17 protein-coding genes are annotated in these 18,065 nt (G+C 59.1%); 15 read left to right on the forward strand and 2 right to left on the reverse strand.

Annotated elements, in window-relative coordinates:
• Positions 1-12: 12 nt before the first annotated feature.
• Positions 13-2,469 (reverse strand): TonB-dependent receptor, encoded by a 2,457-nt coding sequence (locus tag ACYU7Z_RS16880; RefSeq protein WP_460572609.1) that lies wholly within the window; start codon positions 2,467-2,469, stop codon positions 13-15.
• A 206-nt stretch (positions 2,470-2,675) separates the two neighbouring features.
• Between ACYU7Z_RS16880 and ACYU7Z_RS16885 the strand changes: the two genes are divergently transcribed.
• From ACYU7Z_RS16885 to ACYU7Z_RS16945, 13 genes are all read left to right on the forward strand, one after another.
• Positions 2,676-3,647, forward strand: coding sequence for a phosphatase PAP2 family protein (locus ACYU7Z_RS16885; protein WP_460572611.1), 972 nt, complete (start codon positions 2,676-2,678; stop codon positions 3,645-3,647).
• A complete protein-coding gene (locus ACYU7Z_RS16890; protein WP_460572613.1) occupies positions 3,644-4,348 on the forward strand; it encodes a phosphatase PAP2 family protein in 705 nt (234 codons plus the stop codon). The genes ACYU7Z_RS16885 and ACYU7Z_RS16890 overlap by 4 nt, the downstream gene beginning before the upstream one ends.
• A gap of 15 nt (positions 4,349-4,363) precedes the next feature.
• On the forward strand, positions 4,364-4,780 hold the full coding sequence (locus tag ACYU7Z_RS16895) for an EamA family transporter (RefSeq protein ID WP_460572615.1): 417 nt from the start codon (positions 4,364-4,366) through the stop codon (positions 4,778-4,780).
• Positions 4,780-5,457 (forward strand): response regulator transcription factor, encoded by a 678-nt coding sequence (locus tag ACYU7Z_RS16900; RefSeq protein ID WP_460572617.1) that lies wholly within the window; start codon positions 4,780-4,782, stop codon positions 5,455-5,457. Before ACYU7Z_RS16895 ends, ACYU7Z_RS16900 begins: the two co-directional genes overlap by 1 nt.
• On the forward strand, positions 5,454-6,719 hold the full coding sequence (locus ACYU7Z_RS16905) for a sensor histidine kinase (protein ID WP_460572619.1): 1,266 nt from the start codon (positions 5,454-5,456) through the stop codon (positions 6,717-6,719). Before ACYU7Z_RS16900 ends, ACYU7Z_RS16905 begins: the two co-directional genes overlap by 4 nt.
• Before the next feature lie 64 nt (positions 6,720-6,783).
• Positions 6,784-7,386: an HD domain-containing protein gene (locus tag ACYU7Z_RS16910; protein WP_460572621.1), complete on the forward strand. Its 603-nt coding sequence runs from the start codon at positions 6,784-6,786 to the stop codon at positions 7,384-7,386.
• A 137-nt stretch (positions 7,387-7,523) separates the two neighbouring features.
• A complete protein-coding gene (gene gap, locus ACYU7Z_RS16915; RefSeq protein WP_460572623.1) occupies positions 7,524-8,534 on the forward strand; it encodes a type I glyceraldehyde-3-phosphate dehydrogenase in 1,011 nt (336 codons plus the stop codon).
• Between the two features lie 78 nt (positions 8,535-8,612).
• Entirely contained in the window at positions 8,613-8,978 is a 366-nt protein-coding gene (locus tag ACYU7Z_RS16920; protein ID WP_460572625.1) for a hypothetical protein, read from the forward strand.
• A 74-nt stretch (positions 8,979-9,052) separates the two neighbouring features.
• The gene (locus ACYU7Z_RS16925) at positions 9,053-10,246 is read left to right on the forward strand and encodes a phosphoglycerate kinase (RefSeq protein ID WP_460572627.1); all 1,194 of its coding nucleotides are present in this window, start codon (positions 9,053-9,055) and stop codon (positions 10,244-10,246) included.
• Positions 10,247-10,465: 219 nt separating this feature from the next.
• Positions 10,466-11,155 carry a LemA family protein gene (locus ACYU7Z_RS16930; RefSeq protein WP_460572629.1) on the forward strand — a complete coding sequence of 230 codons (690 nt, stop codon included), beginning with the start codon at positions 10,466-10,468 and terminating at the stop codon, positions 11,153-11,155.
• Positions 11,156-11,157: 2 nt separating this feature from the next.
• Positions 11,158-11,622: a TPM domain-containing protein gene (locus ACYU7Z_RS16935; protein ID WP_460572631.1), complete on the forward strand. Its 465-nt coding sequence runs from the start codon at positions 11,158-11,160 to the stop codon at positions 11,620-11,622.
• A 3-nt stretch (positions 11,623-11,625) separates the two neighbouring features.
• The gene (locus tag ACYU7Z_RS16940; protein WP_460572633.1) at positions 11,626-12,456 is read left to right on the forward strand and encodes a TPM domain-containing protein; all 831 of its coding nucleotides are present in this window, start codon (positions 11,626-11,628) and stop codon (positions 12,454-12,456) included.
• A 160-nt stretch (positions 12,457-12,616) separates the two neighbouring features.
• Positions 12,617-13,009 (forward strand): hypothetical protein, encoded by a 393-nt coding sequence (locus tag ACYU7Z_RS16945; RefSeq protein ID WP_460572635.1) that lies wholly within the window; start codon positions 12,617-12,619, stop codon positions 13,007-13,009.
• A 133-nt stretch (positions 13,010-13,142) separates the two neighbouring features.
• Here ACYU7Z_RS16945 and ACYU7Z_RS16950 read toward each other — a convergent pair whose 3' ends face one another.
• A complete protein-coding gene (locus tag ACYU7Z_RS16950; protein ID WP_460572637.1) occupies positions 13,143-15,641 on the reverse strand; it encodes a M1 family aminopeptidase in 2,499 nt (832 codons plus the stop codon).
• 135 nt (positions 15,642-15,776) lie between these two features.
• Between ACYU7Z_RS16950 and ACYU7Z_RS16955 the strand changes: the two genes are divergently transcribed.
• Both ACYU7Z_RS16955 and truA read left to right on the forward strand, forming a co-directional pair.
• On the forward strand, positions 15,777-17,153 hold the full coding sequence (locus ACYU7Z_RS16955; RefSeq protein ID WP_460572639.1) for a hypothetical protein: 1,377 nt from the start codon (positions 15,777-15,779) through the stop codon (positions 17,151-17,153).
• 3 nt (positions 17,154-17,156) lie between these two features.
• Positions 17,157-17,897, forward strand: coding sequence for a tRNA pseudouridine synthase A (truA, locus tag ACYU7Z_RS16960; protein ID WP_460572641.1), 741 nt, complete (start codon positions 17,157-17,159; stop codon positions 17,895-17,897).
• Positions 17,898-18,065: the final 168 nt, after the last annotated feature.

Raw genomic sequence — 18,065 nt, forward strand, 5'->3', positions numbered from 1 at the left:
GGGCTGCAGGCCTTATTGCGCGATGTCAGGGACGCTGGGCTCCACGCGGTCCTTTTTGAATTCGAGCTTTCCGAATTTCCAGGTGAGGTTGAGCCCGAAGGAGCGCACCGGTATGAGGCGCGTGCTGGTCCAGGCGAAAGAGGAGCCCTGCAGCTCGGTGCGCTGCCGGCTGTATTCCGCGAAGGGATTCGTAGCGGCGAGCGCGATGCTGGCCTTGCGGTTCCGGAACTGCTTGCGGATGGCGAAGCTGTAGGTGGTCCACGACGGGTACCGTCCCTGGATCTCGTTGCGCGCCGAATTGAAATTCCCGAAAAACTCGCCCGTCCAGGTGGGCGTTGCCTGCCAGCTTGCGTTCAGGTTGATGCGGTAGTTGAAGCTCTCGGGGCTGCTGGCGGCGTCGATGGCATTATGAATCCGGCGGTGAAACAGGAACAGGTTGCTCCGGAAGCTGATCCCGGAAACCGGTTTCGTTTCCAGGAACAGGTTAACCCCGGTATTCTGCTCGCGGCCGATGTTCTCGCGCGTGCTTACCGACACATTCGTATACGTCGTGTCGCCGACGGCAAAGCGGTCATACAGGCTTACATAAGGCTGGATGTCGTGGTTGGTAGCGCGGTAGAACAGCGTGGCCGAAACGGAACCGAGACGAGGAAACTCGCGGCTGTAGCCAAGCTCGACGCGGTTGCCGATCTCCGGCACGAGGTACGGGTTGCCGGTCGACAGGTTTTTCGGGTCGCTGCTGTTGACGAATGGATTCAGGTCGCGGAAGTCGGGACGCTCAATACGCCGCGCGTAACTGAGCTTGAGCTGTTGGGTCTCGCCGATCTTTCGCATCAGGAAAAGCGAGGGAACCATCGTGTTATATCCATCGAGGTTCACCGGCTTCTGCAGGCCGGAGAATGTTGCCTGCCGCTCGGTGCGCTCGTAGCGAAGCCCGCCTTTGACCGACAACAACTGCCCCAGGGGGAAGCTGAGCTCCGCGTAGGCGGCATATACCTGCTGCTGAAAATGCAGGTCGTTGGAAAGCCGCGCATCGGGCTCGTATTGGCGGCTCATGGCATTGTAAGCCGACACCGCTGCATTGCTTTGTATCCGGGTGAAGCTGCTTTTGCCGCCTACCGTAAAAATACTGTTCTCGCGCAGCGGGTAGCTGTAGTTCACCTGCAGCTGCGATTCGTCCTGACGGCCCGGGTTATGGCCCTTGCTGCCTGCCTGCTGGATCCCGTTGCTGCCGGTTTCGGCGCTCTCGCTGTTCGTGACGCGTGTTCCAAGACTCGTTGATGCCTCGAGCTCGAGCTCCTGCTCGGGCCGTGCGTATTTTTTCCGGAACTGCAGGCTGGCATCCACGTCGTTGAACCGGAACGTCGACCGGTTGCGGGTTTCGGTATTGGTTGCAGCGCCGCCCGCGCCACTGTTGCTGAACGATTGCTGGAGCTGGCGGAACTGCCCGCTGGCATCGTTGGAGAAGCTGTTGTACGACAGTTTCCCGGTGAGTGACGATTTCGAAGAAAGCGTCCAGTCGAAGCCGACACCTGCCTGGAGTCCCTTGCGCAGCAGGCTCCCGTCGCCCGACTGTTGCAGCAGCTGCGAGCCCGAAGAATCGTGCGAAGTACGCGTGAGCTCGTAAGGTGTGGTCACGCGCGGGCGCAGGTTGCCGTTGACAAAAGCATTGACGCCGAATTTTGCCTGGCGGAAATTGAGGTTCAGCGCGCCGTTCTCCATCCGCGTGCCACCCGACAGGTTGACCGTTCCATTGGAGCCGCGCAGGTTCGACTTTTTCAGGATGATGTTGATGATGCCGCCCATGCCTTGCGCATCGTAGCGCGCGCCCGGGTTGCTGATCACTTCGATCGACTTGATCTGGCTCGCCGGAAGCGCCGCAAGCACGTCGGCGATATTGCTGCCGAAGGCCGAAGACGGCTTCCCGTCGATCAGGAAGCGGATGCCCGAGTTGCCGGCAAGCGATACGTTGCCATCGGCGTCGACGCCTACCTGCGGCACTTTTTTCAGCACGTCGGCTGCCGAGCCGTTTTGCGACGTGAGGTCCTTCTCGGCGTTGAAGACAAGCTTGTCGATCCGGTTCTCGACGAGGCCCGACCGCGAACTGACAACGACGCCGGCCAGCTCGCCGCTGCGCGGTTGCAGCGCCAGCGACAGTGCGCGGTCCTTTGCCCGGTCGGCGCTGATGGAAACGGCGAGTCGCTGTGCGTGATACCCGATCGCTTCAACGCGCAGGAGGTACTCGCCAATAGCGACCGCAGGCAGCCCGAATCGTCCCAGGCTGTCGCTCGTCGTGCCATCGACAACCTTGCTGCTGTCGCCCGCCCGGAGCAACGACAGGGTTGCGTATTCAACAGGATGGTGGGTGCGCGCATCGACAACCGTTCCCTCGAGAGAATGCTTTTGTCCAAAGGCCAGGTTCGCGCAAAAAAGGAGCAGGAGAAGAGCGATGCGTGCGGATCGGGTCATACGGGCCGCAAATTAGGCGGCAATTCTGGTTGAAATCTGATTTCGGAAGCCGCCGCATCGTTTTGTGCCGCAAAAGCACCTCACTTCAGAATTACTTCAGAATTTCCACCACAATTTGTGTCGCGCCCGGACCGAAATCCGGCCTCGCAGCGGGTCAAATGGCTGGGGTACGGTTTTCGGATTCTGTTTGCAAAATGCGTATATCTATGAAAGTACGGATCCTGGTCGGTCTGCTGTTGCTCCTGTTTGGCTTCCCGGCGATGGCGCAGCAGCCGGATACATTGGTGCGGAAGCTAGATAGCCTTAGCCAGAAGACCGACAGCGCGGGCCGGCAGGAAAACAATACGTCGCGGGCAGCCTACAACCAGGCAACGAAGCTGACGCCGGGATCGTACGCCGTCTTGTTGTGGAGCGATATCAAGCAGGCCTATACGAAGCCTTTTCACATGAAGCGCCGCGACTGGGGCGCCGCGGGCAAGTTCGCCCTGGTGGCGGGCTCGATCGCCGTGCTCGACGAGCCGATCCAGCGCTCGGCATTGCGGTTGCGCAACAGTTCGTCCAGTCTGCGCGAGGTGAGCAGCTACGTCACGAATTTCGGCGGCACCTACGAAGTGTATGTGCTCGGCGGTCTCGGACTGACAGGATTCGTCTTCAAGAACAAGAAGATGCAAACCACCACGCTGCTTGCTTCGCAATCCTACATCACCGGCGCCCTCCTCGAAACGACGCTGAAGTTTCTCACGGGCCGCCAGCGTCCCTACATCATCGACCCGACATCGCTCGAGGCCGAGCCGCGCTTTCTCGGGCCTTTTTACAAAACACCCAATGACCCGAACGGGGGAAGCACCAACAGCGCCTTCCCATCCGGCCATACCACCGTTGCCTTCGCAGCGGCCACCGTCTATGCCCTGGAATACAAAGACCGCATCTGGGTGCCGATCCTGGCCTATTCGGCCGCGGGTCTTATCGGCCTGAGCCGCATCACTGAAAACAAGCACTGGGCTACCGATGTTCTCTGTGGCGCCGCGCTGGGTTACCTGACGGGCCGGCTGACGGTGAACAACTACCACCGCTATGCCCAGATCAAGACGCCCGGGACGCGGAAGGCAAGCGTGTCGCTGAACCTCCAGTACCACTTCGGGCGCGCGATGCCCGGCTTTGTATATACGTTCCGATGAATGCCTGGCGAACCATACAGCTGAAGGCGCAGGCCTGGCACCTGTCGCTCCGCCTGCTGGCGATCGTGGGCCTGTTCCTGGTGGCGCTGCTGCTGTTTTCCGTCATCGCCAACGAGATGGTGATTGAGCAGGAAGCACGCCTCGACAACTGGGTATTCCGCGAGCTGCGTCCCCTGCAAAGTGCTGCGCTGACGAGGGTGATGCTCGTTGTGACCTTCTTCGGGTCGGCCCACTTCCTGCTGCCGGCCTACCTACTGCTAATCGGCTCCCTGCTGCTATCGAAGAAAAGCCGGCGCCTGTCGCTCGACAGCGCCGCCATCGGCATCGCCGGTACGATCCTCCTGTTCACATTCAAGTCGATCTTTCACCGGCACCGCCCGCCCGACCCGCTTGTTCAGAACGTCCTCGGCTTTTCCTTTCCGAGTGGACATTCCTTTTCGTCATTCACCTTTTATGGTCTCCTTATCTACCTCGCGTGGGCGCTGCGCTTCTATCCCTGGGCCCGCTGGACGATAGCCGTCGGGCTGTTTCTCTTTTCCTGCGCCATTGCCTTCAGCCGCGTGTACCTGCACGTTCATTATGCGAGCGATGTGGTCGCGGGCTTCTTACTTTGCATCATCTGGCTCACGCTTTCTTTCTGGATCATGGAACGGATCGACCGGAAATTGCGGCGGAAAAGAACGGATCTTCGCGTTAGTTAGTAAACCCTGTCGCTTATGTGGTGGACCTATGCCTTACTGTCTGCTTTCTTCGCCGCCCTCACGGCGATCTTTGCCAAGCTGGGTGTGAAGGGTGTCGACCCCGACCTGGCAACGGCCGTGCGAACGCTCGTGATCGTCGTCATCGCTTGGCTCATTGTTTCCGCCAGGGGACTTCTCCCGCAACTGCAGTCGCTCAACCGGCAGAACCTCGTTTTCTTGTGCCTGTCGGGCGCGGCCACGGGACTCTCGTGGATATTTTATTTCCGCGCCCTGCAGCTTGGAAAGGTGTCGCAGGTTGCGCCGCTGGACAAGCTCAGTGTGGCGCTCGCGATCCTTTTGTCGGTTGTTTTCCTGGGTGAGAGCCTGAGCATCAAGACCGCCATCGGTGCGGGACTGATCATTTGCGGGACCTTTGTATTAATCGGTAGCTGATGAATGTATTGATCGTCGAAGATGAAAAGGAGCTTTCGCGGAGCATCTGTGATTACCTCACGGAGGCGCGGTTTTCCTGTGTGGCTGCTTACGACTATCCCGGCGCGCTCCGCCAGCTCGAGGAGCGAACCTTTGATTGCATCGTGCTCGATCTAACCCTGCCCGGTGGCAACGGCCTGGGCATCCTGCAGGAACTGAAGGCGGACAAGCGGTCCGACGCGGTGCTCGTGATTTCGGCGAAGGGCATGCTGCAGGACCGTGTGCAGGGGCTTCGCCTCGGTGCCGACGATTACCTGGTAAAACCGTTTCACCTCGCCGAGCTGGCGGCCCGTGTCGAAGCGATCGTCCGGCGGAAAGCACACGATGGACACCGGCACGTTGAGTTCGGCGTGCTCCGCATCGACCTCGACGCACACATCGTGCTTGCGGGAACAACGCCTGTCGACCTCACCCGCAAGGAGTACGACCTGCTCGTTTACCTCATAAGCAACCGCAACCGGGTGATCAACAAGAATGCCCTCGCGATCCACCTGTGGGGCGAGCAGGCCGATGTATCCGGGTCTTACGACTACATCTACACGCATATCAAGAACCTGCGTCGCAAGTTGCTGGGCGCCGGTGCGCCCGATTACATTCACTCGGTATATGGGATCGGGTACAAATGCAGCCTTTCATGAAGCTGCTTGCAAAATGGAGCCGCGTAAATGCAGGCGTCACGATCGTCATCTTCCTCGTGGCCTCGCTGGCGCTGTATGCCAGCCTGCGCTTCATCCTTGTGGAGCAGATCGACGAAGACCTGCACATCGAGGAGCGGGAGATCCAGATCAGCGTGGAAAAGCACGGGCGATTGCCGGAGAGCATTTCCGTCGACGACCAGCTCATTGAGTTTGCAAAAGCCCCTGCGCCCGGGCGGCGGCATTTCCAGACCCGCGACCTCATCGACCGGGAAGGAGAGGGACCGGAGAAATACCGGCAGCTGGTTTTTTTTATCCGCGACAGCGAAGGCTGGCACCGGGTTAGGGTGTCGAAAGCGATGGAGCAGACCGACAATCTTATCCGCTCGATCTTCAGCATCGCACTTGGCACCATCCTCTTCATCCTCCTGTTTTCCGTGCTGATCAACCGCTGGGCGGTGAAGCGCCTGTGGCGGCCCTTTTACGAAGCGCTCCACAGGGTAGGGGAGCACAAGCTGAGCGCCGACGAGCCACTGCAGTTTGCACCGACGCAGATCGATGAGTTCCGGATGCTGCACGAAAGCCTGCTCCGCTTCGCCGGTCACGCGCGCCGTGAATATTTGTCCCTGAAAACCTTCAGCGAGAACGCGACGCACGAGTTGCAAACCCCGATCGCCGTCATCCGGTCGAAGCTGGACCTGCTGTTGCAGGAAAGCCAGCTCAGTACCGCGGGCGTCGACGCATTGCAGGCGGCCTTCAATGCGTTGGAGCGACTCGATCGTCTCAACCGCTCGCTGCTGCTCCTCGCGCGTATCGAAAACAAGCAGTTCTCCGAAACAACAGCGCTTGACCTGACGCAATTGCTGTCAGAGAAGATCGCCGAATTCCAGGAGCTGTTCCAGCAGCGCGATCTTCAGGTCGATGCGAAGCTCGATGCGGTAACCGTTCGCATGAACGGCCCGCTTTGTCACGTGTTGCTCAACAACCTGCTGAGTAACGCCTGGCGCCACAGCCGGCCCGGAACGCTGCTGCAGATCCGGTTGACGGCAGGGATGCTCGGGATCGCCAACGAGGCGCAGGGAAGCGCGCTCGATGAAGACCTGCTCTTTCAACGTTTCGCGATGCCGGATTCGGAAGGAGGCGGCACCGGCCTCGGGCTCGCGCTTGTCCGGGAGATCTGCCGCGTTTCGGGCTTCAGCGCATCGTACCGCTTCGAAGCCGGGCACCATTGGTTTACGATTGACCTTCGAAGCCCGGCTGCGTAACAACTTCCTGGTAACATTCCGCGCGCGGCTTGGGATCGCTTTTTGTGTGCATGGAGGATACGCTATGACTTCGTACAATATCGAAACATCCGCAGCGCATTTTGTCCGGCAGATCTTTTCTGTTCACCGCGATCCCCGTCTGCTGTACCATAACCTGGCGCATACGGAACGGGTCGTTGCGCATGCCACGGCGATCGCGGCCTCGTGTTCCGTTGATCCCGGCCCCGTTTCGTCGCTCGTGGTGGCGGGCTGGTTTCATGACGTGGGGCAGCTGTTTGGCGCATCGGAGGGCCACGAGCAACGCAGCATCGATATTTACGAGGGCTTCATCCACGGCTGGAATGTCGGGCCGGCATTCAACGACCGCGTTGTCGCCTGCATCGAAGCGACCCGCATGCCGCAAAAGCCCGGCGGGTTGCTGGAAGCGATCATCTGCGATGCCGACCTGTACAATATCGGCACACCTGATTTCGTAAAGACCGACCTCCTGCTCCGGGAGGAAACGAGGCTGCGCACCGGTGCGGTGCCGCCCGATTGGGACGAGCGAACCCTGCATCTCCTGCAGACGCATCGTTTTTTCACGCCCTATTGCCAGGTTCTTTTGGCGACGGGCCTGGAGAAGAACCTCCAGCTCGTCGAGGCACGACTGGCCGCGAAGAAGTCCTGACGCACCCCGTTGCCGCCCTTGCTTTGCGGCGCCCGCACGTATTGTTCTGCCCGCGGCCCGGCTGAACTGTACCGCTCTCGTTTCCGGCAATTCAATACCTTCGCCCCGCATTATTCATCAAAAAAATCGCTTAGAATATGTCAGTTAAAGTTGCCATCAACGGCTTTGGACGCATCGGACGCCTTGTTTTCCGCCAGATTCACAATATGGAAGGCATTGATGTGGTGGCCATCAACGACCTGACCAGCCCCGCTGTACTCGCACACCTGCTGAAGTACGACTCCGCGCAGGGCCGTTTCAACGAAGAGGTGAAGGCAACCGACAACGCCATCATCGTCAATGGTCACGAAGTAAAGATCTACGCCCAGAAAGACCCCGCACAGATTCCCTGGGGCCAGCACGATGTCGACGTGGTGATCGAATCCACCGGCTTCTTTACCGATAAGGCCAAGGCCGAGGCGCACCTGACCGCCGGCGCCAAGCGCGTTGTGATCTCCGCACCCGCCACCGGCGACCTCAAGACCGTTGTGTTCAACGTCAACCACACCATCCTCGACGGTACCGAAACGATCATCTCCTGTGCCTCCTGCACCACCAACTGCCTCGCCCCGATGGCCAAGGTGCTCCAGGACAACTACGGCATCCAGTCCGGGCTCATGACCACGATCCACGCCTACACTAACGACCAGAATACCCTCGACGCACCGCATCCCAAAGGCGACCTGCGCCGCGGCCGCGCCGCTGCCGCCAATATCGTTCCCAACAGCACCGGCGCTGCCAAGGCCATCGGCCTCGTGCTCCCCGAACTGAAAGGCAAGCTGGACGGCACCGCGCAGCGTGTACCCACCATCACCGGCTCGCTCACCGAGCTCGTAACGGTGCTCGGCAAGAAAGTATCGGTTGAAGAGATCAACGCCGCCATGAAGGCTGCCGCCAACGAAAGCTTCGGCTACACCGAAGACGAGATCGTCAGCTCCGACATCATCGGCATGCACTTCGGTTCGCTCTTCGACGCCACTCAAACCAAAGTGCTTACGAACGGCGACGTTCAGCTCGTGAAAACCGTGAGCTGGTACGACAACGAAATGAGCTACGTGTCGCAGCTGGTGCGCACGGTGAAGCATTTCGCCGGCATCATGAAGAACTGATTTCACTCCAAGTGAATTGATAAGCGCCCCGGATTCCGGGGCGTTTTTTTATCTTGTAGGCTCAAACCTGAACCAGCTATGAAAATTTCCGGCATTGGCGATCGTACCCTCGCCGAACTAGAAGCAGACATTTACGCCGGCGGCCGCTTTGTGATCTACACCTGGGCCGTCTCCGTGGTCGTGATGACCTTTAAGCGCCCCAGCGAGATCTATTATATTCCAAGCGGCAAAAGCCGTCTCGTTGCCGGGCTGAAATACAGTCTGATTTCGCTCGTGTTCGGCTGGTGGGGCATTCCCTGGGGGCCGATCTATACCATCGGGGCATTTGTCTGCAACTTCGGCGGCGGCAAAGACATCACGCAGCAATTGCTTGCCGCCATGCAGGAAGCGGCGCTTGGCGACGGGCCCGGATCGCCCGCGGAGCACGGGCTGGTGGCGATGTGAATAAGCAACGGCGGTGTTGCGCTTACGGGAAGGGGCCGCGGCCTTACATTTGGGTTCAAAACCCAACTCCCGTTATGGCAACTTTCTCCTCCTATAACTTTTCGGGCAAGAAGGCCCTGGTGCGCGTCGACTTCAACGTGCCCCTCGATGCTTCCTTTGCCATTACCGACGATACACGCATCCGCGCCACGCTGCCTACGATCAAAAAGATCCTGGCCGACGGCGGCTCGGTGATCCTGATGTCGCACCTCGGCCGCCCCAAGGACGGTCCGACCGATAAATATTCCCTGCGCCATGTCGTTGCCCATCTCGCGGAGCTGCTGGGCACCGAGGTGCAGTTTGCCAGCGACAGCATTGGCGAGGACGCCACCCGGAAAGCGGCCGCGCTCCGCCCCGGACAGGTGTTATTGCTCGAGAACCTGCGTTTTTACAAGGAAGAGGAAAAGGGCGACAAGGACTTTGCGCAGAAGCTGGCAAAGCTCGGTGACGTCTACGTGAACGATGCCTTTGGAACGGCCCACCGGGCGCATGCTTCCACGGCCGTCATCGCCCAGTATTTCGATGCCGGCAGCAAGCTGTTCGGCACCGTGATGGAAGGGGAGGTGCAGAGCGCCGAAAAAGTGATGCACCAGAGTGAGAAGCCCTTTACCGCCATCATCGGAGGCGCCAAAGTGTCCGACAAGATCCTGATCATCGAGAACCTTCTCGACCGCGCTACCGACATCATCATCGGCGGTGGCATGGCATACACCTTCTACAAGGCCATGGACGGCAAGATCGGCTCTTCGCTCTGCGAGGACGACCGCCTTGATACCGCATGTGAGCTGCTCAAAAAGGCCGAAGAGCGTGGCGTGACCATTCACCTGCCTTCCGATTCGATCATCGCCGACAAGTTTGCCGCCGATGCCGATATCTCCTCCTCGCTCAGCAGCAATATTCCCGATGGCTGGATGGGTCTTGACATCGGTCCGCTGGCCTGCGACATGTTCACCAAGGTGATCCACTCCTCCAAAACGATCCTGTGGAATGGCCCTATGGGCGTGTTTGAGATGGAAAAGTTCCAGCACGGCACGAAGGCCGTTGCCAAAGCCGTTGCGGAAGCTACGGGGATGGGCGCCTTCTCGCTCGTCGGCGGCGGCGACTCGGTAGCGGCAGTGAACCAGTTTGGCTACGCCGACAAAGTGAGCTACGTGTCGACTGGCGGCGGTGCGCTCCTCGAATACTTCGAAGGCAAGGAGCTGCCCGGCATTGCGGCGGTGAAAGCATGAGCCGCAAGCGGCGGAGAGAAAGAACGCAGATTCTCTATGATTCTTAAGATGAACGCGCAGTACGTGTCGCGTCCGTCAGCAAAATCATAATAAATCCTAACAAACCTGCGTGTATCGCTTGCGGTACCTGCGTTCTTTCTCTCTGCCAAAAGAGCAGCTCTGCCGCTGTGGTGCGTAATTTGATGGTATCGTATAACTTTAAACAACAAACGAAATACAATGAAGACTTCAACCCTGGTCCTGGTGATTATCCTGGGTATCGTGCTGGTGCTTGGTGGCTGTGTTGGCTGCGGAGCCATCGGTTTCCAAAAGCGCACCGTCGGGCTCGAAGAAAACGTAAATGGTAAATGGGGTGATGTGCAGACGCAATACCAGCGCCGCGCCGACCTCATCCCGAACCTGGTAAATACGGTAAAAGGCGAGGCCAACTTCGAGCGCGGTACGCTCACCGATGTGATCAATGCCCGTGCGAAAGCCACCTCCATGCAGATCAGCCCGGAGAACCTGACGCAGGAAAACATCGAAAAGTTCCAGCAGGCCCAGAGCCAGCTGTCCGGCGCCCTTAGCCGCCTGCTGGTGGTGGCCGAGCAGTATCCCAACCTGCGCGCCAACGATGCCTTCCGCAACCTGCAGACGCAGCTCGAAGGCACCGAAAACCGCATCAGCGTTGCCCGCCGCGATTACAATACCGCCGTGCAGGATTACAACACGTCGATCCGTGCCTTCCCGAACAACATTTACTCGGGCTGGTTCGGGTTCAGCCAGAAAGGCTACTTCCGCGCCGAGGCCGGCAGCGACAAGGCACCGAACGTGAACTTCGACAACAACAGCGGCACCGCCCCGGCACCCAATACATCCACGGCACCGGCGCCCGGCACAAGTACGGCACCGCAACCGCAAAACAAGTAAGCATGGGACTATTCTCCCGGTTCCGGCCGCGAAAGGATTTTTTTACAGAAGACCAGAAGGCGCAGCTCCTGCAGGCCATACAGGCCGCGGAGCTGCGTACCTCCGGCGAGGTGCGGGTATTTATTGAAAGCCACTGCGCCTACCTCGACGCCATCGACCGCGCGCGGGAGATCTTCGCGGAGCTGGCGATGGACAAGACGGAGCTGCGGAACGCAACGCTGGTGTACATCGCCGTGAAAGACCGCCAGGCAGCCGTGTTCGGCGACGCCGGCATTCATGAAAAGGTAGGACAGGCGTACTGGAACAACACGGTGGCCGGAATGCTCCGGGAATTCCGCGCCGAGCACCTTGCCGATGGCATCTGCGTGGGCATCAACCGCCTTGGCGAAGCCCTGCAGGCCTACTTTCCCTACGACGCTACGACTGATAAGAACGAACTGCCGGACGATATCGTGTTCGGAAAATAGCCCATGAAACGATTCCTACTGTGCCTTTGCCTTGTCTTCGCCGGGCTCGCCGTTTTCGGTCAGTCGGTGGAGAATTTCGTCCGTGACAAATACCCACGGCCAACACCGCCGCACCTCGTCAACGACTTCGCGCACGTGCTCACCCCCGAGCAGGTCGCGGCACTCGAGGCGAAACTGCTGGACTATGCCGACAGCACCACCTCGCAGATCGCCATCATCACCGTTCCGACCCTGGAGGATCTTCCGCCTGAGGAAGTGGCGCTTGAATTCCTGCGGCAGTGGGGCGTCGGAATAAAAGACAAGAACAACGGCGTGGTGATGCTCGCGGCCATCAACGACCGCAAGATCCGCATCGAGGTGGGCTATGGGCTCGAAGGCAGTATTCCCGACATCACGACCAAGAACATCATTGAGTCCGACATCATTCCTGCGTTCAAGGCAGGCAACTATTACCGCGGCTTCGACAACGCCACGAGCTCGTTGTTCAAGGCAGCTGCCGGTGAGTACAAGGCACCGGAAGGCTATACCTCGCGCAACACCGGCTACAGCGGTGGCAACGACAGTGGCCGCGGTGGCCGCAGCGCGATCCCTGTCATCCTGGCCATCATCGTCTTCTTCGTCGTCTCCGGTATGTGCGGGGGCGGCCGTGGAGGTGGCTTTATGTCGCGCCGTGGATACCGCGGTTTCGGGGGCGGCGGATTTTTCTTCCCCGGCTCCTTTGGCGGCGGAGGCGGTGGCTTCGGCGGAGGCGGCTTCGGTGGCGGCGGAGGCGGCGGCTTTGGCGGCTTCGGCGGCGGATCGGGCGGTGGCGGCGGCGCCAGCGGAAGCTGGTAAGTAGCGGGCGTTACCGCGAAACAGGATACATAATTTGCGAATGCCGGGCCTTTGTCCGGCATTCGCATTTTCACCCGGGTCGGGAACGATTGCGTAGTCTCTGTGCCGGGAAGGAGCGCGCTGCTGGCCTTTCTGCGTAGCTTTAGTGAAACAAACCGCCATGAAAAAGATACTCCTTCTTTGTTGCTTTGCAGCGCTCAGCGCCGCCGCAGTAGCCCAGTCCGGCCCTGCCGCAACGCCGGTAAGCAAGGAAGAAAAAGCCCGCCAGAAGGCACAGCAGGAGCAGGACCTCGTCGATGCCATGAAAGGCGCCGGCCTCACAGACGCCCAGATGCAAAGTGTGCGCGAGGCGCTGGAAACAGCCGCCGCCGCCAGCCGCGAGCTCAAGGCAAACGCAACGCTCAGCGAAGACCAGAAGCTGGAAGCCAAAAAGAAGATCAACGACGACAAGAACGCCCGTCTCAAGGAGATCATGGGCGCCGAAGCCTACAGCAAGTGGAACAACATCCGCAAGGAGCAGAAAGCGAAAGCCGCCGTTCCCCCCGCGCAATAAACATTGTATTAGCTACTAAACAAAAGAGGCTTCCCACCGGGAAGCCTCTTTTGTTTACATCAAAAATCTGAGATCCGCGAGCCTAGATCCTAGATCCTAGATCCGAGATCTGAGATCCGAGATCTGAGATCTCTTAGAACGTTTTCTTCGCCAGCTTCTGGTCGAGGTAATCGGCCAGCTGTGTGCGCCCGGCGGCGCGCTGTGCCTTCACCACATCGGCCAGCTGCTCGTTGATCGGTCCGAAGGCCTGCGCGCGGAATTCTTCGGGAACCTGCTTGCTCACGATTGCCATGAATGCGTACAGGTCGTCGACAGCCTTGCGGAACAGCTGCGCGTCTTCCGTACGGGCAAGGGCCTTAATGAATGTCGGCTGCGCGTTGAATTTTTCCTGGCTCGGCGGCATGGCGATATAGTCGGCCACGATGCGCTCGCTGGCGCTGGCATCACCCGAAGCAAGCAGGATATTGGTGATCGTCGAGGCAAGCTTTCCCTTGGCCTTGTCTTTCGAGAGGCGGCGTGCCTCCGTCAGCGCAGCAGCGCTGTCGACCTTGTTGAGCGCATCCAGCGCATTGCCCGCAACCGCGTACGACGAGTCGTTGACGGCTTTGCGGAACAGCGCCGCGTAGCTGGGTTTCTTATAATCCGCCAGCTTCGCAATCGCGGCGGCCTTCACGCTGCGCTTCGGGTCGGAGGAAGCCAGCTTCGCAAGCGGCGCTTCGGCGGCCGTCTTCACAGCTTCCTTCTTCAGGTCCACGCGGGAAGCCGCAAAGGCACGCAGCCCTTCATAGCGGTCGTTGAGCGCCGAGAGCAGCAGCTCCATAGCTTTCGGGTCTTCCTGGTGGCGTGCTGCATATTCGAGCGCCTCGCGGCGGTCCACGTAGTTGCCCGCGTATTTATACTGGTGAACGTATTCGTCCACCGTCTTGTTCTCCGTCTTTGTTCCCAGCAGGATCTTATCTGCATCGAAGTTCACGAGGTCGGGCTTCGCTGCCGCGGCGAATACGAACGTATCGGCCTTTGCGTCCACCCATACCTGGTGGCGCACGCGGTTGGGGCCGTTGTACACATCGATCGCAACGGGAAGCGTGAAGATTTTATCGCCCGTTTGCTTTTGCTGCACGATCACGCGCACCTGCCTGGCGGCTTCATCATAGCTGTAATTGATATCCAGCTTCGGGTGGCCGCTGCCGTAATACCACTGGTTCCAGAACCAGTTCAAGTCTTTGCCCGTTACTTCTTCAAAGGCAAGACGCAGTTGCTGGGCCTCCGCGCTTTTGAACTTGTTGCTGCTGAGATACAGGTTAAGCGATTTGAAGAAGGCGCTGTCGCCGACGTAGTTGCGGAGCATGTGCAGGATGCGGCCGCCCTTGTTGTAGCTCACCGCATCAAACATGTCTTCCTTGTCGTTGTAATGGAAGCGCACGAGGTCCTTTTTTTCGCTGCCCATCATGGCGCTGCCGAGGTAGCCCTGCAGGTCGCTTTGGTTGTGCGCATCGGCTGCGTCCTTGCCGTACTTGTATTCCGTCCAGAGGTATTCGGAATAATTGGCGAACGATTCGTTGAGCGTGAGGTTGCTCCAGCTTTCGGCGGTAACGAGGTCGCCGAACCACTGGTGAAACAGCTCGTGGGCGATGGTGCTTTCCCATTCGTTGCCGTCCGACAGCTCGCGGGCATCCTGCTGCGCCGACTCCTGGTGCAGTGTGGCCGTTGTATTTTCCATCGCGCCGCTCACGTAGTCGCGGCCAACGATCTGCGCGTACTTCGCCCAGGGAAATTCCACACCGGTAATGCGGCTGAAGTACGCCATCATCTCGGGGGTGTTACCAAAGATGCGGCGCGCCACGGAAGCGTATTCCTTCTCTACATAATAGCTCACTTCCTTGCCCTTGTACTGGTCTTTGGTAACGGAGTAATCGCCGATACCCATAAAGAACAGGTAGGGCGCATGCGGCAGGTCCATCTTCCATTCGTCGGTGCGGGTGCCGTCGGCATTTTTCGTTTGCTTCACCAGGAGGCCGTTGCTGAGGGTGAGGTATTTCGCCGGCACCGTCATCAGAATCTCCTCGGTGGTCTTTTGATTGGGCTTGTCGATCGTGGGTACCCATACCGACGTGGCCTCGGTTTCACCCTGCGTCCATACCTGGGTGGGCTTCCCGGGCTCTTCGCCTTTCGGGTTGATGAAGTACAGGCCCTTTGCATCGGTGATGGCGGCCGAGCCCTTCGCCTGGTAGTCGTTCGGCTTGGCTACATAAGCAATATATACGGTGTACGGCTCGTTGTTACGAAACGTGCGCCCGAGGCGGATATTCAGCTGTTCGCCGTCATACGTGTATTTCACCGGCGTCTGTGCGCCGCCGCGCAGCAGCGAAACCTCGCGGATCTCCATACCCTTGGCGTCGAGGCGCAGCGAGTCGGTAGGGTAGAAGTGGGGCTTCAGCGTGATCCACACGTTGCCCTGGAGCTGCGCGTTCGCAAAATCGAAGCGGGCATCGAGCTTGGTGTGCACGAGGTCGTTGATCTTTTCGGCCGTCGACCGGTACACGGTCGATTGGGCGGTGGCCGACGCGGGGAACTGCGCCAGCACGGAGCTTGCGGAAAGGCACAGGGCGCCTGCAAACAGGAATGATTTCATATGACGTGTTTGATGAATGCTGCAAATCTAACGGCTGTTAAGCCGCGGCCCGGTAAATTCTACCAGCGTGCCGTTCGTCGGTATGAACGGGCCTATATGACGTCCAGCCCATCAAAAACAGTATTTTTGAAAAACATGAAACGACTCTCCCTCTTCTGCGTGCTGGTTCTGCTCGGTTGTGTTGCCGGCGCGCAAAAAGTTTTTTTCCTATACCTGCAGAGCGACAATAGCGCTCCCTTTTACGTGCGCGTCGGGGAGAAGGTTTCTTCCTCCACGGCCTCGGGCTATGTTATACTTTCCAACCTCCGCGACAGCAGCTACCTGCTGCAGGTCGGCTTTCCCGGGGGCAGCACCGAGAGCCGCTTCCAGGTGCCGCTGAACGGGCAGGACCGCGGCTTTGTACTGAAGCAGGTGGGCGGAGCCTGGAATCTCTTCGACCTCCAGGAGCTGACTTTATTGAAGGCGCTCGCTGCCACCGGTCCAACGGAAGAAGAGAACCAGCAGGCGCTTGCCCAGGCCGACCCGTTTACCCGCCGGCTTGTTCAGGCATCCGACGATTACACCTTGCTTTCCTCGGGCCCTTCGGTGGCCGCAACGCCCGTTGAAAGCCTTCCGCCAGCGCCCATGCCGGCCGTGCCTGTGCCTGAAGTACAGCCGCAGGTAGCGAAGGCAGACACGAAGATCCAGGATACCGTACCCGCGAAGGCAATTTCCGTTGCGGCGCCGGTCGACTCAAATGCAGTAGCGGCGGTAGTTATCCCGGCTGTGGATACAGTTTCGAAAGCAGTAGTGGAAGCGCCTGCTGAACCGGTTTTCCAACGCTCGCAGGTAACGCGGCGTTCCGAAAGCTCCACGACCGAAGGCTTCGGGCTGGTGTTCGTCGACAACATGGGCAACAGCAGCGACACGATCCGCCTCCTCATCCCGAACCCGAAGACGGAGCCCGCCCCTAAGCCTGTACTGGCCGATACAGCGGCTAGAGTTGCAGCAGAGCCGGTGGCACCTGCCGTACCGACTCCCGCTCCCGTTGTTGCGGAAGTAGCTGGTACAATAACCTTCCACAGCGACAGTGCGGCGGTTGTGGCGAAGAAGGATACGCTTGTCTTGGTGAAAGCGCCCCTGCTTCCGGCAGATACGGCCACGGCAGCGCCGCGGCCGGCAGACACGGCCAGCGTTCGAACTGCCCGCAACTGGGTCATTCCGGAAGCCACCTGCGCGAAGACGGCGGAGTCGAAGGATTTCCTGAAGCTGCGTAAGAATATGGCGGCCGCTACCGACGAGCCCGAGATGATAAGCATTGCCCGTAAGGAGTTTGCAAAGCGCTGCTACCCGGTGGCGCAGGTAAAACTGCTCGGAACGCTGTTCCTGACCGAGATCGGACGCTATAACTTCTTTGCCGCCGCCTGGGGGCACCTCGCGGACCAGGCGAAGTTCCCGGAGCTCGAGGCGGAGCTGAAAGACGCCTACCTCGCCGACCGACTTTATGAGTTGACCCGTCACCCCGTTCAATAAGCCATGGCCCGATACTTTCTCGAGGTGGCCTATAAGGGCACCCGCTACAGCGGCTTCCAGGTCCAGGAAAACGCACATACCATCCAGTCGGAGCTCGAAAAGGCGATTGCCCTGGTGCAGCGGCACCCGGTTGGCCTTACCGGTTCATCACGCACAGACGCCGGCGTGCACGCCCTCCAGAATTATTTCCATTTCGATTGCGACAGCGACCTGCACCCGCAGCTGCTGTATAAGATTAATGCGATCATTCCGAACGACATTGTTGTAAAGAACCTGCTGGCGGTAGGGGCGGAGGCCCATTCACGCTTTGATGCAGTCGCCCGCGAATACGAATACCGGCTGTATTCGGAGAAGAACCCGTTCCTGCAGGACCTCGCGCTCTTTTACCCCTACACCCTCGACCAGGATGCTCTGGCGGAAACGGCTGCCTTTATCAGGGAGCAGAGCAACTTCTGGGCATTTTCGAAAACGAACACGCAGGTAAAGAACTTCCGCTGCCGCATAGATGTATCGGAATGGATCACGAGGGGGGAGCAGCTCATCTATCATATAGAAGGAAACCGGTTCCTGCGTGGGATGGTGCGCCTTCTTACGTCTACTCAATTGAAGGTGGCCAGGGGAAAGCTGGGTATGGGCGAGTTCCGCAGGCTCTTTACCGAGGAGCGGAAATGCGGTTTATCGATCGCCGCAACGGGCTTGTACCTGGTTCAGGTGAAGTACCCGGAAAATTATTTCCCGCGCTGACACGTCGTTTCACGGCTTTTTACGTGTTTTCGTCACCGAAAGTTTGGCCGCGACGGCTGTGCTGCCTATCTTTGCGTCCGCTTTTTGACAGGACGGTTTGCGGTACATTTCTCCCCTTTATTTCTTTGACGAAATTTTAGAAGAAAAATCTTGAAAAAGATTTGGAAC

The organism is Flaviaestuariibacter terrae, assembly GCF_054777635.1.

Bases quoted from the DNA above. Each gene is read 5' to 3' on its own strand.
- ACYU7Z_RS16880 (WP_460572609.1), bottom strand. From the start codon at position 2,469: ATGACCCGATCCGCACGCATCGCTCTTCTCCTGCTCCTTTTTTGCGCG.
- ACYU7Z_RS16885 (WP_460572611.1), top strand. From the start codon at position 2,676: ATGAAAGTACGGATCCTGGTCGGTCTGCTGTTGCTCCTGTTTGGCTTC.
- ACYU7Z_RS16890 (WP_460572613.1), top strand. From the start codon at position 3,644: ATGAATGCCTGGCGAACCATACAGCTGAAGGCGCAGGCCTGGCACCTG.
- ACYU7Z_RS16895 (WP_460572615.1), top strand. From the start codon at position 4,364: ATGTGGTGGACCTATGCCTTACTGTCTGCTTTCTTCGCCGCCCTCACG.
- ACYU7Z_RS16900 (WP_460572617.1), top strand. From the start codon at position 4,780: ATGAATGTATTGATCGTCGAAGATGAAAAGGAGCTTTCGCGGAGCATC.
- ACYU7Z_RS16905 (WP_460572619.1), top strand. From the start codon at position 5,454: ATGAAGCTGCTTGCAAAATGGAGCCGCGTAAATGCAGGCGTCACGATC.
- ACYU7Z_RS16910 (WP_460572621.1), top strand. From the start codon at position 6,784: ATGACTTCGTACAATATCGAAACATCCGCAGCGCATTTTGTCCGGCAG.
- gap (WP_460572623.1), top strand. From the start codon at position 7,524: ATGTCAGTTAAAGTTGCCATCAACGGCTTTGGACGCATCGGACGCCTT.
- ACYU7Z_RS16920 (WP_460572625.1), top strand. From the start codon at position 8,613: ATGAAAATTTCCGGCATTGGCGATCGTACCCTCGCCGAACTAGAAGCA.
- ACYU7Z_RS16925 (WP_460572627.1), top strand. From the start codon at position 9,053: ATGGCAACTTTCTCCTCCTATAACTTTTCGGGCAAGAAGGCCCTGGTG.
- ACYU7Z_RS16930 (WP_460572629.1), top strand. From the start codon at position 10,466: ATGAAGACTTCAACCCTGGTCCTGGTGATTATCCTGGGTATCGTGCTG.
- ACYU7Z_RS16935 (WP_460572631.1), top strand. From the start codon at position 11,158: ATGGGACTATTCTCCCGGTTCCGGCCGCGAAAGGATTTTTTTACAGAA.
- ACYU7Z_RS16940 (WP_460572633.1), top strand. From the start codon at position 11,626: ATGAAACGATTCCTACTGTGCCTTTGCCTTGTCTTCGCCGGGCTCGCC.
- ACYU7Z_RS16945 (WP_460572635.1), top strand. From the start codon at position 12,617: ATGAAAAAGATACTCCTTCTTTGTTGCTTTGCAGCGCTCAGCGCCGCC.
- ACYU7Z_RS16950 (WP_460572637.1), bottom strand. From the start codon at position 15,641: ATGAAATCATTCCTGTTTGCAGGCGCCCTGTGCCTTTCCGCAAGCTCC.
- ACYU7Z_RS16955 (WP_460572639.1), top strand. From the start codon at position 15,777: ATGAAACGACTCTCCCTCTTCTGCGTGCTGGTTCTGCTCGGTTGTGTT.
- truA (WP_460572641.1), top strand. From the start codon at position 17,157: ATGGCCCGATACTTTCTCGAGGTGGCCTATAAGGGCACCCGCTACAGC.